Raw genomic sequence first — 14464 nt, forward strand, 5'->3', positions numbered from 1 at the left:
CAAACCTGCTGAAGCAGGTTGTTTTGCCCACGTCAACCCGTTTCAACGGGTCTTGATATTTCAGACGCCGAATTCATTCGGTGGCTGGCGATGATCGCCCCGTGAATGAATTCACGGTCTGGCATGGCAAACCTGCTGAAGCAGGTTGTTTTGCCCACGTCAACCCGTTTCAACGGGTTTTGATATTTCAGACGCCGAATTCATTCGGTGGCTGGCGATGATCGCCCCGTGAGCCCCGTGAATGAGTGAATGAATTCACGGTCTGGCATGGCAAACCTGCTGAAGCAGGTTGTTTTGCCCACGCCAACCCGTTTCAACGGGTTTTGATATTTCAGACGCCGAATTCATTCGGTGGCTGTTCAGGGAGGATTTCCGATGCCCTTCTGGCGCAACTATTACCATCTCGTTTGGGCGACCAAGAACCGCGAACCCTTCATCACATCCGACATCGAGCCGCGGCTTTTCGCCTACATCATTCGTATATCCGCTGAGCTTGGCGCTTACGTTTACGCCATCAACGGCTGGACCGATCACACGCATGTCGTAACCGCCATCCCTCCTCACGTGGCCGTTTCCCACTGGGTCAAGCACGTGAAGGGGGCTTCTTCTCATGATCTTAATCAGCAAGGCCTTCCCTTCCATTTCGGTTGGCAGCGAGGCTATGGCGTCTTGACCTTGGGGCAGCGTCAACGACCCGATGCCGAAGCCTACGTGCATAGGCAAAAGGAGCATCATGCTCAAAACACCATCAATGCTTGGTTGGAACGCTACGACGAGATTGACGAGGGGCCGTCCGATGCCGTGGGCGGTCAACCTCCGCCGGTACCTGCCCTGCGCGAGCCTTCCCCCAGCTATGGAATGCCCAACGATTCACCTTTTCCTTTTTAGCCACCTTGAAGGTTGAAGCAGCCTGTGCCCGCAAAACTCCAACTCAAATTCGACGCCAACCAGGAACACCAGCTCCAGCCGGTGGAGAGCATCGTGCACCTCTTCAATGCCACTGCATCACAACAACCACCATCCCGGAAATTCGCGATGCCCATCCTGATAACTGCCCAACTCCGAATTGGCGAGGCGCCATGACCACATCATTCAATTCCGCTGCGTTGCGTGAGCTGTTGCTCACGGCCTTGAGCGATGAGCAGTTCACCAGCCTGGCCTACGACTACTTTCGCTCGGTCTACAACGATTTTACCGCCGGTCAGTCGCGCTCGCAGCGCGTGCAGCTGCTCGTGGAATACTGCGAACGCCGGAACGCGCAAGAACTTCTGCTGGCCCAGGTGCAGAAGATCAACCCAGCGCGCTACACCCAATACCTACAGCGCACCGTGATCCTCGATACGCTGCTCAACCAAGGGCTGGACGCCGGCCTCGAAACGCTGGCCGACCAACCCGAAGCGCTCGACCAGGCTGTCGCGCAACTGCGCGGCCGAGAGAAGGAGATGCGCCAGGCGCGGCTGCGCGACCTCGTTGCGGACGCGGCCGACCGGGCGCGGGCTGAGTTCAAGGGCGAGGCGGATGCGACCGGCGCCCCGCTGAGCCAACTGCTCGACCAACCGCCGTTTCTGCTGCGCGTGGCCGAGATTCTGCTGCTCGGCGAGCGACCCGACGCCAACCGGCTGCGTGAGGAGTTCCGGCCACGCATGGGCGAAGAGCGCTGGGTTGCCAGCCAGCGACCGCTGCTGCGCTTCTTGCAGGAGTTGGATCGGAGCCTGCTCTTGGATGACGTGTGGGGCCCGACCCTGCGTGAGTTTCGCGCGGAGGCAACTCTGGCCAGCATTGACCGCAACACGCTGGCTTTACACGGCGTGCTGGCCCAGATCAGCGAGCAGATGGCTGTCCTGCCCGACGGCATCGCGCAGGCGGTTGCGCGGCGGTTGCACCCCCTTGACCTGGCGGACCTGGAGAAGTCCTACCTGCGCGGAGTGTACGCGGAGTGCAGCGACGTGCCCCTGGCGAGCGGCGGTGCGCCGCCCGATGCGGCACAGAACCGGCGGCCGCGGCTGCAGAAGATCTACGTGGATCTCGACACGACGACGCCGCCAGAGATGGATCGAGTCTACAGCCGGCTGGGATTCAGCGCGGCCAATCGCGCCAAGGCGGAAGCGGTGCTGCGCAAGGCTGTGCGCGAGACGCCGGGAGAAGCGATGCTCGACCGGAGCGGACGCAGCAAAGAGGGACTCACCGTCGAAGCGTTGCGGGCATTCGTCGGCGAGCGCGGCCAGGGCGAAGGCGAGCGCGCGAAGAAAGTAGAAAAGCAGCTAAAGGTCGCGGAAGGAAGTCTGCGCTCCGCCCTGGCCAGCCTGAGCGTGCTGGAGGCGATTGGTCAGCACCGGCAGTTGGTCATCCTGGGCGACCCGGGCAGCGGCAAGAGCACGCTGACCCGCCGGCTGGCGGCGGCGCTGGCGGCCGCCGTGCGTGACGATCTGCCGGAGAGCGAACGCGATTGGGCGACGCCGCTGGCCGGGGCCTTCGACCACTGGCTGCTGCCGGTGCGCATCGTCTTGAGCCGCTGGGCCGCCCATTTGCCCAAGGAAGGTGTGGGCTGCGCGGACGACTTGATCAGCGAATGTGTGCGCTTGCTCAAGGCCAGCGGCAGCATGGACGGATCGCGACAGGCCGAGCACTTCCTGGCGCGCGTGACGGCCACGCCGCCTACCGTGCTGCTGCTGCTGGACGGCCTCGACGAGGTTGCGGACGTGGACCGGCGCCAGCGCCTGCTGGCCGCGGTGCAGCATTTTGTGACAAGCTACCCGCAGGTTCCCCTGCTCGTGACGTGCCGCCAGCGCCCGTATCGCGAGGGAGAGCATTACCGCCTATCGCTGCCCGCGGTGGAGTTGGCGCCGCTGACGCGGCCAGCCGCGGGCGAGTTCTTGCAGCGCTGGCACGACGAGCTGACCTGGGCCGGCTTCTATCAGCCGGCGGCCGCGGCCAGCGCGCAACAGCGACTGATCGGGGCGATTGACGACCCGGCGCGGGGGGAGCTGCGCGAGATGGGGGGCACGCCCCTGCTGCTGACGATGATGGCGCGCGTGAACTACGAGCGCGGCCTGCCGGAGAGCCAGGCAGCCTTGTATGAGAAATATGTTCAGATGCTCCTGTGGGAGTGGGAGCACACGAAGCTGGATGACCAGGGGCAGCCGACGGGACTGGAGATTCTCCTGCGCCAGGCCGGGGTTTCGACGGTCAGCCTGGAGCGCGCCCTGAACAAGCTGGCGTACACGGTGCACGGCGCGGAAGGGCAGCGCAGTGTGGTGGACATCCGCCGGGCCACCATCCGGGAGGCGTTGGAGGAAATCCATACGGGCGATGAGGCGACCAAGGCGGCGTGGGCGGTGGGTGTGTTGAAGCTGATGGACGACCGCTCTGGGCTGATCTATGCCGTGGAACAGAATCGTCTCTACCGCTTTTCGCACCGCACCTTCCAGGAGTACCTGGCCGCGCGCTGGCTGGCGACGGGCGACTTCGTGCGCAAGTTCAGGGAGAAGGTAGATCAGGAGCAGTGGCAGGAGGCGATCTTCTTAGCCTTGGGTCACCAGGTGTCGGTGTTGGGCCGCTACGACGACGCGCTGGAGGTGATTGACGAGCTGCTGCCGGCTACGCCCACCAGCGCGGTTGACTGGCAGCGGGTGCTGGTCTTGGGCGAAGCCTACACGCGCCTGCGGGGGCCGAAGTGGGTGAAGGAGGCCGAGAAGGAGAAGCTGCGCGAGCGGGTGATGGCCGATGTGCCGGCGCGGCTGACCGAGGCCATGCACGCGGCCAGCCTACCTGCGCGGCAGCGGCTGGACGCTGGCTTGCTGCTGGACGCCCTGGGGGTCGAGCCGCCGGGGCTGGATGAGTTCGTGGCGGCGCCGGGGTGGGGGTTTGCCATGGGACGCTATCCGGTGACGAACAAGCAGTATCGGCGGTTTGTGGAGGCCGGCGGCTATGCGGCGGAGAATGAGAAGCGGTGGTGGAGTGAGGAAGGTCAGAAATACAAACGAGAGTACAGCTGGACCGAACCGCGCTGGTGGGACGATGCTCGTTTCAACCATGACACGCAGCCGGTGGTCGGCGTGAGCTGGTACGAAGCCAACGCCTACGCTGTCTGGCTGACCGACCACCTGCGCGGCAAGGGTCTGATCACCAGCGAGCAGGTCGTGCGCTTGCCGACGCAGGCCGAATGGGAGCAAGCGGCGCGCTCGACGGACGGCCGCGCCTATCCCTGGGGCGGCGCCTTCGACCCGGCCAAGGCTAACACAGAGGAGAGCGGCTTACAGCAGACCACCCCGGTCTGGATGTACCCTGATGGTCGTACGCCAGAGGGCGTGTGGGACCTGGCCGGCAATGTGTGGGAGTGGACGAGCGATGTGGACAAGGATGGTTGGCCGCGGCTCAAGGGTGGATCGTGGTATGATGGCAAGACAGGAGCTACTTCGGCTGCCCGCTTCGTCGGCTCCCCGTGGAACTGGAGCGACGTCAGGGGTTTGCGGGTGGTAGTCGTCCCCGACTCTCGTCTGGGGCCAGTTCTGGTTCCTGGCTTCTGAATTCTGGATTCTGCCATTCGGATTTTTTTCACGATGACTGCTCAGTCTGCCAGGAATGTGGACAGGATTCACAGGATTTACAGGATACTTGGCTCTTTAGGCTGATTGTTTTGCGCGCCAGGGGGCGAAAATTCTGTGCATCCTGTCCATCTGGCGTGTAGGGTTCGGAATGAGGTTTCACTTTGGCAATCAAGGGGTCATGCCCCTTGTTGTAGGGCCGGGTCGAATCGGCTGACAGGATTCACAGGATTTACAGGATACTTGGCTCTTTAGGCTGATTGTTTTGCGCGCCAGGGGGCGAAAATCCTGTGCATCCTGTCCATCTGGCAACTCCTCGGCCATCCGTTGCCACCGATTGAAATCGGCGGCTGAAATGGCGGAAACCTGCTGAAGCAGGTTCGAAACGCCGCCCGTAACCAGCTTCAGCGGGTTTCCAGGGGTATCAGGCGTCGGATTCATCCGATGCCGGGGGCAGGCTGAGTAGTTGCCCAATCTGGCGTGCAGGGTTCGTCATGAGGTTTCTCTTTGGCAATCAAGGGGTCATGCCCCTTGTTGTAGGGCCGGGTCGGTTCGGCTGCCCGCAACGACAACAACCCGAGGAACAGGAACGACAACAGGGGTTTGCGGGTGGTAGTCGTCCACGACTCTCCTGACTGCGTCACGTCCCCGCCAGTAATGGGCGGCGCCGCCTGGCGTCGTCGCCCCGGTGCGGAAACGAGAGACGGCGCGATCCGGTCCTGGCCGCAGTCAGCACGGAGACTGCGGGCATATAGCGTCGAGGCCCGGCCCCTGCGTCTGCAACACGGCGCTTGGGTCGGGCCGTTCCTAATCCTTCTTGGCGATCCAACTCCCCATGAGCCTGCCTACTTCGGCGGTCAAGCCGCTGACGTGCCGATACTGACCGTCGCTGAGCAGCTGCATCTGGTGGCACAAGAGGAGCGTCTTGCGCAGCCCGGCGAGCGCGCGGTCGGCCAGCGCCAGGTGGCGCAGGCGGTTGACCGGGTCGAGACCGGCGGCGACGAGGGCGTCCTGCAGGGCGAAGGCCTGGTCTTGCACACGGCGGGCCAGGACGAAGCGCTGGTCGCGCGGAAACTTGCGTGTAGTCAAAAGAAGCCACAGCAGCAGGTCGTGCGTCTTGGTAAAGACCGGTGATTCGTTCATGGCGCTAACTTTCTTTTGCGATCTGGCGGTTTGATGGGTGTGGCTCTGAAGACCGTCTTGCGCAGGTGGTAGGTCTGGCCGTAGCGCACGTGGTTGACCCAGCCTTGCACCGACGCGGTCACGCGGCGCAGGGGGATCTCGCGGGCGCGGTAGCGCGCAAGGAGGCCGCGCAAATGGCGACGAAAAGCAATGCCCTTGCGCCGCTTGAGTTTGCGCTGATGCGGGTAAACAACGAACCCCAGGAAGGGGATGCCTTCGGTGACCGGCTGCGGGTGGCAGCGGCGCTCGTGCAGCTTGAGACGCTGCGCATCGAGGAACGCCATGATCTCCCCGCGCCAGCGCCAGAGCGTCGCTTTGTCATCGGCGAAGAGCAGGAAGTCATCCACGTAGCGCAGGTAGGCTGGGCACTTGAGCTCGCGCTTGATGAAGTGGTCGAGCGGGTTGAGGTAGACGTTGGCCCAGAACTGGCTGGTGAGGTTGCCGATGGGCAGGCCCCGTGGACGCAAGGGAGCAAAGAGATCGTCGCCGTAGAACCAGTCCATCGCGTATTCGGCGCTGAGGACGCCGCGGCCGCTGGCCAGGATGACCCGGCACAACCAGAGGACGTCGGGGTCGGCGATGAGCTGCGCCAGGCGGCCTTCGAGAATGGCGTGGTCAATGGCGGGGAAAAATTGGCGCACATCGCACGGTAAGACAAAAGGATAGCGGCGGGCGAATTCCTGGCCGCGATCGAGCGCGGCGTGCGTGCCTTTGCCGACGCGGTTGGCGTAGGAATCGAAGATGAAACGGCGCTCGAAGAGGGGCTCGATGACGTTGCAGAGCGCATGATGCACGACGCGGTCGCGGAAGGGGGCGGCCGAGATGAGGCGGCGCTTTGGCTCCTGGATGTGGAAGCTGACGTAGCCGCCAGGCTCGTAACGGTGCGTTGTCAGTTCCTCCTGCAGCGCCAGCAGGTTCTCGCCCGCGTTGGACTCGAACGTGGCCGCCGGGGGGCGGCCGCGTTTGCCCTTGCGGGCCTTGCGCCAGGCCAGCAGAAGGTTCTCCCAGGCGACGACCTGGGGGAAGAGATGACGAAAGACCTGCGCCATGAAGCACCCCTCCAGAAAAAAATGGCGCGCGGTCGCCGAGCTTTGCTCGGCGACCGCAGAGCAGAAATCAGAATTTAGGAGCCAGGAACCAGAACCGGCCCCAGACGAGAGACGGGGACGACTACCACCCGCAAACCCCCGTCGTCGTTCCTGCTCCTCGGGAGGTCGTCGCTGCGGGCAGCCGAACCTACGCCCGTGGCGTCGTTCCAGTAGGCGCCGCCGCGCAGCGCCTTGCCCGACGCATAGTCATCCTGCATCCACTCCCAGACGTTGCCGGCCATATCGTACACCCCCTCGGGCGTAGCGCCGCCGGGGTACATGGACACCGGTGTGGTTTGGTGCAAGCCGCTTTCGTTCGTGTTGGCGCGCCACGCGGCGAAATCGCCCTCCCATGGGTATTTGCGTTTTGATTGACCGGCAGCCGCCCATTCCCATTCGGCTTCGGTGGGCAACCGCACTGCCTCAGCCTGATCCAGTTGCCCGATCCGTCTCAGCTCCCCGGTCAGCCAGGTGCAGTAGGCGTTGGCCTCGTACCAACTGATGCCGACGACAGGCTGCGTAGCGTGGTTGAAGCGGCTGTCGTTCCGGAAGCGTGGCCCATCTGGCCAGGGTTCCTTCGGATCATAGTCCTTCTGGAAGTACTCGATGTCCTTGATAGCCTGCGGAGTCCACCAGGGCCGGCTGCGGTCGTAACCGCCGGCTTCCACGAAGCGATGGTATCCAACGTTGGTCACTGGGTACTTGCCGATGCGGAAGTCGTAGCCGAGCCTGGCCTGGGCCTGGATGGGCACAAAGGCGTCGAGATCATCGGGCCGGTCGCCCAGGTCGGAGGCCAGCAGGCCGGCTTCCAGGCGTTGGGATGCCGGCGCGGCTGGGCTCTGCATCAGCGCGGTCAAAACGGGCGGCAGCTTTTTGCGCAGGTCCGCACCAATCGCATCGCGATCCCGGTGCGGCCCGGACTCCAGCCATGCCTGGGCGACGACCAACAGCCGACGCCACTCCTCCGGCGTTTCGAAGGCGCCCGCAGCCAGGCTGGCCAGGATACCCCGCAGGATGTTACGCTGTCCCTTGAAGGTCAAGTAACCGCAGGCCAGTAAGATGACCTCACGCCAGGTGTCGTCGCCGGCCAACGCGGCCGCTCTTTCACCTGGATCCGCCTGCGCCAACAGCCCGCGCGCGGCCAGGTATTCCTGGAAGGTGCGATGCGGAAAGGTGAAATGCCCCGGCTCGCTTTCCACCAACAATCCGCCCCGCTCACGCATCAGATCTACCACTTGACTGGCCCACGCCTTGCCGCTGTGCCGGTGGGGATGTTTGAGGGCCAGTTGTTTTTCCAGCAGGTCGGCCGGCAGATCAACGGTTTCGCGGCCGCTCTGGCCGTGCGCCCGGTAAGTGATCTCCCACAGGACTTGCTCGAGATCGGCCCGGTTCAGTTTCACATCGCCATCCTGCAGCAGGTCATAGAGGCCGCGCACCGGCGTCGCCGGTCCTTCGCTCTCTTGCGCGGCCTTACCCTTCTCCCATTCCCACAGCAACTGCTCGACGCACTCGTCGTATAGCTCGGCGCGGCTGTCCGGCAAGCCCGCGCGCGCATTGACTCGCGCCAGCATGGTCAAGAGGAGCGGCGTGCCCGCCATCGTCGCCAGTTCACGACGCCGATTGATGGCCTGTAAGAGCTGATCGCGCGCTTCGCCTGCCTGCACGGCCGACAGCCGTTCGATGCGGATCAGTTCTTCGTACCAGCGGTAGGTAAAGCGTTGGATGCGCGCCGTATCCAGATCGGCCAGCTCGAATACAGGGAGATCAGGCATCTGGTAGATGCTCTGCTGCTCCCGGTAGGGTTTCACACGACTGGTGACCAGGACATGGCAGTGCGGATGAGCCACGCAGAAGGCCTGCACGCTGGCAACGACCAGGCGGCGCCGGTCAACCGCATCGCCATCCCCGGCCGGCACTTCGTCCAGGCCATCGAAGAGGATCAGGGTTGAAGGACTTTCAAGGCGTGCGAGCAGGCGTTTGCGGTCGGACAGACCGATCGCTGTGGTGAGGGCCGCGTACGCCAGTTCCACGCCCGCGCGGCTGTCCGCCTGTAGTTTTGCGCTCCAACTGCGCAGGACGACACGGATGGGAAAGAGGGGAGCCGCGAAGGCCTCCTGCAGGACGGTAAGCCAGTCCATACCGGGACTCAAGAGAGCGCCTGCCAGCGTGAAAGCCAGGTGGTTGACCAGGGTGGTCTTGCCGGAGCCGGGCTTTCCCAAGAGCACCAACCGTTTGTGACGGGCCAGGGCTTCCAGGGCGGTCATGGGTTGTAGCGCGGCGCGTAAGCTCTCCTCGTCCTTGGCCCACGCTTTCAAGGGATGTTTGTCGAAATCAAGACGCCCGCCCAGGTGGGCGAGGGTCATTTCCTCCGCGAAGGCCTCCCGTTCTCCGCGTTTGCCAGCCGCCTGGTCCAGCTTGCGCCACGCGCGCGTCGCTTTGTCACGCTCGGCGTGCGGGACGCCCAGCCGGTCGAACACGAGATCCCAGGGGGAATCGGACGTGGTCTGCAGATCCACATAGACGCGGGCGAGCTCGACTTGCGCCCCATCCCGAGCACCTGTGGCCCGGGTGTCCGATGCCAGGGCGAGAGGGAGGCGGTTACACTTGTTCTGCAGGAGACGCAAATAGGTGATCTCTTCTGTCAGCAGGCCGGCCGCCGTGGGCGCCGGTTCGATCTCCTCTGGCCCGCGTGCGCGCAGTACTGCGGCCAAGAGATCACGGATTCCAGATCCGATCTGTTCCTGGCGGGATGCAATCTGCACCAGGTTCTCCAGGCTGAGCGCGCTGTGGGCCGTGGAACCGGCGATGCGCTCTTGCACGGCGACGGCCTGGCGGGTGGCATCGGCGATGATCTGGCTGCGGTCATCGAGGCGCGTCAGGGTGGCTAACCGTTCGACCTCGCGCACGAGCGAGCCGAACTGCGGATCGGCCTGCAGGTGGGACTTGATGGCCCTGAAGAAATCGAGGAGGGGTTCTTCCAGGTTGTCCCAGCGGGTGGCGCCGGGGCGACGCGGCTGGTTGATATAGGCCGCGGCCAGGCGGTCGAAATCGGGGAGACCGCCGAAGAGCACCTGGTTCGCGATGTCGGCGGCGAACGTAGGGTGGTCGAGCAGGGCGGCCATCTCGTCGGCGACCTGGAGGTCGAGCTTGAGTTCACCTATCTTGATCCGATGCAGCGTCTCCTGGCGGGCGGCTTCGACCGCGGCCTGAATGCCTGCGTTGACGGTGGCCGCAGGAACCTGCTGCGAGAATTCAAACAGGCTGCGGGCGCGTTGGATCAGATTCGGCGTCTTATCGGCGGCCTTGCCGACGAGAACTTCGGCGGCGCCGCCGATGGCGCCGCCGATGATGAGGGCAGATAAGGAAACTGGGTCGGGCATGGGCGGGACTCCTTTTGAACGGCATGGCGCAGGCGGAACGTATCTGCTCCCATTATATCGGAGTTGGGCAGAGAGATCAATCTGCGAGCGTCTGGGGGGTGCAGGCCGGGCGACTGGAAGTCGCAGCCACGCGTACGAAGTCCACCCTGCGGTGGACAATGGACTACGTCTGGCCCGCCTCCAACGTGAGTTGCGCCTCGATGCCCTTGACGCAACATAACATGTTGTGATCGCTGTACGATTATGGTACAATCCGCTTATCATGTCACGCTGACCATACTTAGGAGGGGCCGGATGACAGCATTATCTCTTTCGGAACTGAGCCGGCGGGCAACGGACGTGAAACGCTTGCTGGCTGAATCACCCGTCGTCGTGACTGACAATGGTCATAACATCGGGGCTTTGATCGGGCTTGATCTTTGGACGCGCCTACAGGAATGGCTTGAGGATGAAGAAGACAACCGAACAGCCGATGCCATGATGGTACGCATTAAGGCGGGCGAAGAGACGTACTCGCATGAGGAAGTGTGGGCGCGTATTGACGCGCTAGAGGCGGCTGGTGCGTTACCGGACTAGATACTCCAAAGAAGCGGATCATAGCTTGTTGCGCGTGCCTGGCAACTATCGTCAGCGGTTTAGACGTATCATCTCGGAGTTGGCCGATGACCCCGAACCAACTTATTCTGAAGCGTTACGCGGCCATCCCAATCGGCGAAAAATCAAGGTTGACGGCTGGCGCCTGGATCTACCAGGTCGAACTTGACACGCAGACGCTCTGGATTTTGCGGATCAGAATGAAGACGGGACCGGAGACCTACGAGGGCCTGGACGCACTAATGTAGTGACGGGCGTCGGTCACGCCAGACATGCGGCGCGACAGAACACCCGTGCCACCCGTAGGTCACGTCTTCGGTGTGACGAGCGTTGGTCACGCACGCGATGCGTCTCCACCAACCCTGGGCCAGGGGATTTCCTCTTATGTCTTCGGATGAATGACGCGCAGACCCAGGTGGGCTTCGAAGGGATCGAAATCGCCATCGGCATGGAGCAGCTCGTGACCATAAGTGATGGCGTACGTGGCGATGAAGCCGTCAATCGTCTTGCGCACGGTAATGCCGAGCTTGCGCAAGGCAAGGGTGTGGCGAGCGCTCTGCAGCGCGAGATCGAGCATGGTGACCTGGCGAAACCGGCCCAGCGCCCGCCGTGCGGCCTCGAAATCGGCATCGTTGCGAAAGCCTTGCAGCACCTCGATGCCCTTGACGCAACATAACATATTGTGATCGTTGCACGAATATGGTACAATCCACCCATCATGTCACGGTGACCATGCTTAAAGGGGGGACGAGAGTATGTCTGTAATAGGCGTGGCTGGCGAACTTCCCGACTCTGTGGTGCGAGAATTCATGCTTCCGGTTGATCAGGTCAGGCGTCTCAAGAGCCTGGCAGAGACTCGCCAGGTAAGTGAAAGCCGCGTGGTTGAGAAGGCACTCGATATCCTGTTCAGCTTCGCCGATGTCCTTGACCAGGACTTCGATCGCCAAGCATGGTATCGCCTGTCCGAGCCATCACTTCTCCACGTCTGGGACAACGATCCGGATGCCGTATACGACAACTGGAGAGATCTTTATGGCGTACCGGAGGGGTGACGTTGTTTTAGTTCCTGTTCCTTTCACGAATTTGCGGGAACAGAAAGTCCGGCCAGCGGTCGTACTCAGCGCCCCGCTTTACCATGCAACCGAACCCGATCTGATATTGGGGGCTATAACCACAAATCTGGCTGTCGCGACGGCGTTTGTTGATTACATTCTCGTTGACTGGCGGGCGGCCAACTTGAAGTTCCCCTCAGCTTTCAAACCCATCATCTTCAGCGTCGAACCTTCTCTGATTCTACACCGCGTTGGACGTCTTAGCACGCGCGATTTGGACGAGATTGGGCGCCGCATGTGTCGCGCATTGGAGTTGACAACGGCGTCTTTGCAAGAACTCGCTGCCACTGCGGCGTTAACTCAATACCCTGTGCATCAGGTGCAGGCGCTAGCTGAGCGTGCTATCGAGGCCGTTTTGTTCTTTTCTGCGAGCAAGCATCGCCAGGCGCAGCCCGAGCGTTTGCTGGCATTGCCGCTTGCGGCATTAGCGCCCAGTCCATAACCCGCGGGGGAACCCATGCCATCTCATGACCCATCCACTTACCTCGACTTCGATCTGGAGATTGGCCCGGGCGCGGGCCTCGCCTATCCCGTCACGGTGCTCTATTCGCCCGCGGGCGAGGCGCGCAGCACGATGCAGTTTCCACCCGACGAACGGTCGCTCGCCAGCTTCCTGACGAACCTGCACACCGCGCTGCTCGATTCCGGCAGCCCGCGCCGCGCCGCGCTCAGCCCCAGCCAACGCGCCGTGCAAGAGTTCGGTCAGCTCCTCTTCGATGCGCTTTTCACGGGTGAAGTACGCAGCCGCTATGACGTTAGCCAGATGCAGGCCGTCAACGCCGACCTTGGCTTGCGCCTGCGCCTGCGCATCCGGCCGCCCGAACTGGCCGTGATTCCCTGGGAATACCTGTTCGACGCCCGCGCGGGCGAGTACCTCTGCCTGTCACGCAACACACCCATCATTCGCTACCCGGAGCTGCCGCAGGCCATCCAACCCTTGCGCGTGGTCAAACCCTTGCGCATCCTCGGCGTGGTGGCCGCGCCGCGCGACCTGGCGCCCCTCGATGTGCGCGAGGAGCAGGCGCGCATCGAGCGTGCATTGGCCCCGCTGCAGGCCAGCGGCCAACTCGAGCTCAATTGGTTATCCGCATCCACGGTGCGGGCTGTGCAGCGCGCGCTGCGCACGGGGCCGTGGCACATCTTTCACTTTGTGGGCCACGGCGGCTATGACGAGCAGAGCGACGAGGGCCTGGTGGTGTTGACCGACGACGCCGGTCAGTCGCAGCCGCTCTTTGCCACGCAGCTGGCGCGCCTGTTGGCCGATCAACGCGCGCTGCGCCTGGTGGTTCTCAACGCGTGCGAAGGCGCGCGCGGCAGTCAACGGGACGTCTTTGCCAGCGTGGCCACGATCCTGGCGCGGCGCGGCGTGCCCGCCGTGCTGGCCATGCAGGATGTCATCACCGATCGCGCCGCGCTCGAATTTGCGCGCGCTTTCTACGAAGCGGTGGCCGACGGCCTACCGGTGGACGCTGCGGTAAGCGAAGGGCGCAAGACGGTGAGCCTGGTCGTAGGCAACACCGTGGAATGGGGCACGCCCGTGCTCACGATGCGCGCGCCCGACGGAACCCTGTTCGATGTGACCCCGGCGCCGTCGCCCGCACCGCCGCCTGCGGTTGGGTTGAAGCAGGCGGCGGCAGTCGAAGTCACGCCGACGCCGTCCGCGGCGCCCACGCCCGTCGTCAGATCGGATAAGGTCGAGCCAGGCCCCAAAATCGACGCGGCGCCGCATCGGGTCGCGTTTGATTGGGTGGAGATTCCGGCCGGCCCCTTTCTGATGGGCAGCGACAGGCAGATAGACCCACACGCGCGGGACAATGAACTGCCGCAGCACACCGTGATCTTGCCTGCTTACCGCATCAGCCGCGTACCGGTCACGGTGGCGCAGTTCGCGGCGTTTGTACAGGCTACGGGTTATGTGACGTCGGGCGAGAAAGCCGGTTGGAGTTTTGTGTGGGGCGGCGCGCAGTGGGAGCGCCGCCAGCATGCGAGTTGGCGCACACCCTACGGGCCGGGCAGCGATGTGAATCAGAAGGGCCAACACCCGGTGACCTGCGTGAGCTGGATGGACGCCCTGGCGTTTTGCGCCTGGGCGGGCGTGCAGCTTCCGAGCGAGGCCGAATGGGAGAAGGCCGCGCGCGGCGCCGATGGGCGGATCTACCCGTGGGGCAATGAGGCGCCGGACAGAACGCGCTGTAACTACGACGCGGATGGCGGCGACACCACCGCACAGGGGATCTTCCCGTTGGGCGCCAGTCCCTACGGCGTGCTCGATATGGCAGGCAATGTCTGGGAGTGGACGCGCAGTGCCTGGGGCCAGCGTTGGGAAGCGCCCGATTTTGCCTATCCCTACGAGCCGCGTGATGGCCGCGAGGATGCCAGCAGAACCGATCTGCGGCGCGCCTTGCGCGGGGGCAGTTGGCATAACGGTGCACATCACGTGCGCTCTGCTCTCCGCTACCGCGGTAGCCCTGATAACCAAAGCGGCGACGTGGGCTTCCGCGTGATCTTGCCTGGCCTCTGAACCCTGGCACGATGATCGCGGCATCAAGCTCAGTCGGCTAAGA

The 14464-nt window shown here is 63.5% G+C and carries 11 protein-coding genes; 7 read left to right on the forward strand and 4 right to left on the reverse strand.

All coding sequences use genetic code 11. The annotated features are described in order from the left end of the window. Positions 1–375 precede the first annotated feature (375 nt). The gene (tnpA, locus tag ACPQ6D_RS01670) at positions 376–888 is read left to right on the forward strand and encodes an IS200/IS605 family transposase (RefSeq protein ID WP_423222547.1); all 513 of its coding nucleotides are present in this window, start codon (positions 376–378) and stop codon (positions 886–888) included. Between the two features lie 191 nt (positions 889–1079). Next, positions 1080–4526 (forward strand): SUMF1/EgtB/PvdO family nonheme iron enzyme, encoded by a 3447-nt coding sequence (locus ACPQ6D_RS01675; RefSeq protein ID WP_423222548.1) that lies wholly within the window; start codon positions 1080–1082, stop codon positions 4524–4526. A gap of 825 nt (positions 4527–5351) precedes the next feature. Here the strand turns inward: ACPQ6D_RS01675 and ACPQ6D_RS01680 are convergent. The 3 genes from ACPQ6D_RS01680 to ACPQ6D_RS01690 form a co-directional block, all read right to left on the reverse strand. Continuing rightward, positions 5352–5687 (reverse strand): four helix bundle protein, encoded by a 336-nt coding sequence (locus ACPQ6D_RS01680; protein ID WP_423222549.1) that lies wholly within the window; start codon positions 5685–5687, stop codon positions 5352–5354. Further along, the gene (locus tag ACPQ6D_RS01685; protein WP_423222550.1) at positions 5684–6775 is read right to left on the reverse strand and encodes a reverse transcriptase domain-containing protein; all 1092 of its coding nucleotides are present in this window, start codon (positions 6773–6775) and stop codon (positions 5684–5686) included. Before ACPQ6D_RS01685 ends, ACPQ6D_RS01680 begins: the two co-directional genes overlap by 4 nt. A gap of 74 nt (positions 6776–6849) precedes the next feature. Continuing rightward, complete coding sequence (locus ACPQ6D_RS01690) at positions 6850–10194, reverse strand: NACHT domain-containing protein (protein WP_423222551.1); 3345 nt, start codon at positions 10192–10194, stop codon at positions 6850–6852. A gap of 294 nt (positions 10195–10488) precedes the next feature. On the opposite strand from ACPQ6D_RS01690, the gene ACPQ6D_RS01695 reads away from it, so the two are divergent. Beyond that, the gene (locus ACPQ6D_RS01695; protein WP_423222552.1) at positions 10489–10770 is read left to right on the forward strand and encodes a type II toxin-antitoxin system Phd/YefM family antitoxin; all 282 of its coding nucleotides are present in this window, start codon (positions 10489–10491) and stop codon (positions 10768–10770) included. Between the two features lie 86 nt (positions 10771–10856). Further along, the gene (locus ACPQ6D_RS01700) at positions 10857–11036 is read left to right on the forward strand and encodes a hypothetical protein (protein ID WP_423222553.1); all 180 of its coding nucleotides are present in this window, start codon (positions 10857–10859) and stop codon (positions 11034–11036) included. A gap of 134 nt (positions 11037–11170) precedes the next feature. Here ACPQ6D_RS01700 and vapC read toward each other — a convergent pair whose 3' ends face one another. Then, positions 11171–11467, reverse strand: coding sequence for a type II toxin-antitoxin system VapC family toxin (vapC, locus tag ACPQ6D_RS01705; RefSeq protein WP_423222554.1), 297 nt, complete (start codon positions 11465–11467; stop codon positions 11171–11173). Between the two features lie 76 nt (positions 11468–11543). Between vapC and ACPQ6D_RS01710 the strand changes: the two genes are divergently transcribed. Genes ACPQ6D_RS01710 through ACPQ6D_RS01720 form a run of 3 tightly spaced genes read left to right on the forward strand, consistent with a single transcriptional unit; the run spans position 11544 to position 14421 of the window. Next, complete coding sequence (locus ACPQ6D_RS01710; RefSeq protein WP_423222555.1) at positions 11544–11840, forward strand: hypothetical protein; 297 nt, start codon at positions 11544–11546, stop codon at positions 11838–11840. Then, positions 11821–12342: a type II toxin-antitoxin system PemK/MazF family toxin gene (locus ACPQ6D_RS01715; protein ID WP_423222556.1), complete on the forward strand. Its 522-nt coding sequence runs from the start codon at positions 11821–11823 to the stop codon at positions 12340–12342. The genes ACPQ6D_RS01710 and ACPQ6D_RS01715 overlap by 20 nt, the downstream gene beginning before the upstream one ends. Positions 12343–12357: 15 nt before the next feature. Beyond that, entirely contained in the window at positions 12358–14421 is a 2064-nt protein-coding gene (locus ACPQ6D_RS01720) for an SUMF1/EgtB/PvdO family nonheme iron enzyme (RefSeq protein ID WP_423222557.1), read from the forward strand. Positions 14422–14464: the final 43 nt, after the last annotated feature.

Origin of the sequence: Candidatus Amarolinea aalborgensis (assembly GCF_900491745.1) — a bacterium.
In the GTDB taxonomy this organism is placed as follows: domain Bacteria; phylum Chloroflexota; class Anaerolineae; order SSC4; family Amarolineaceae; genus Amarolinea; species Amarolinea aalborgensis.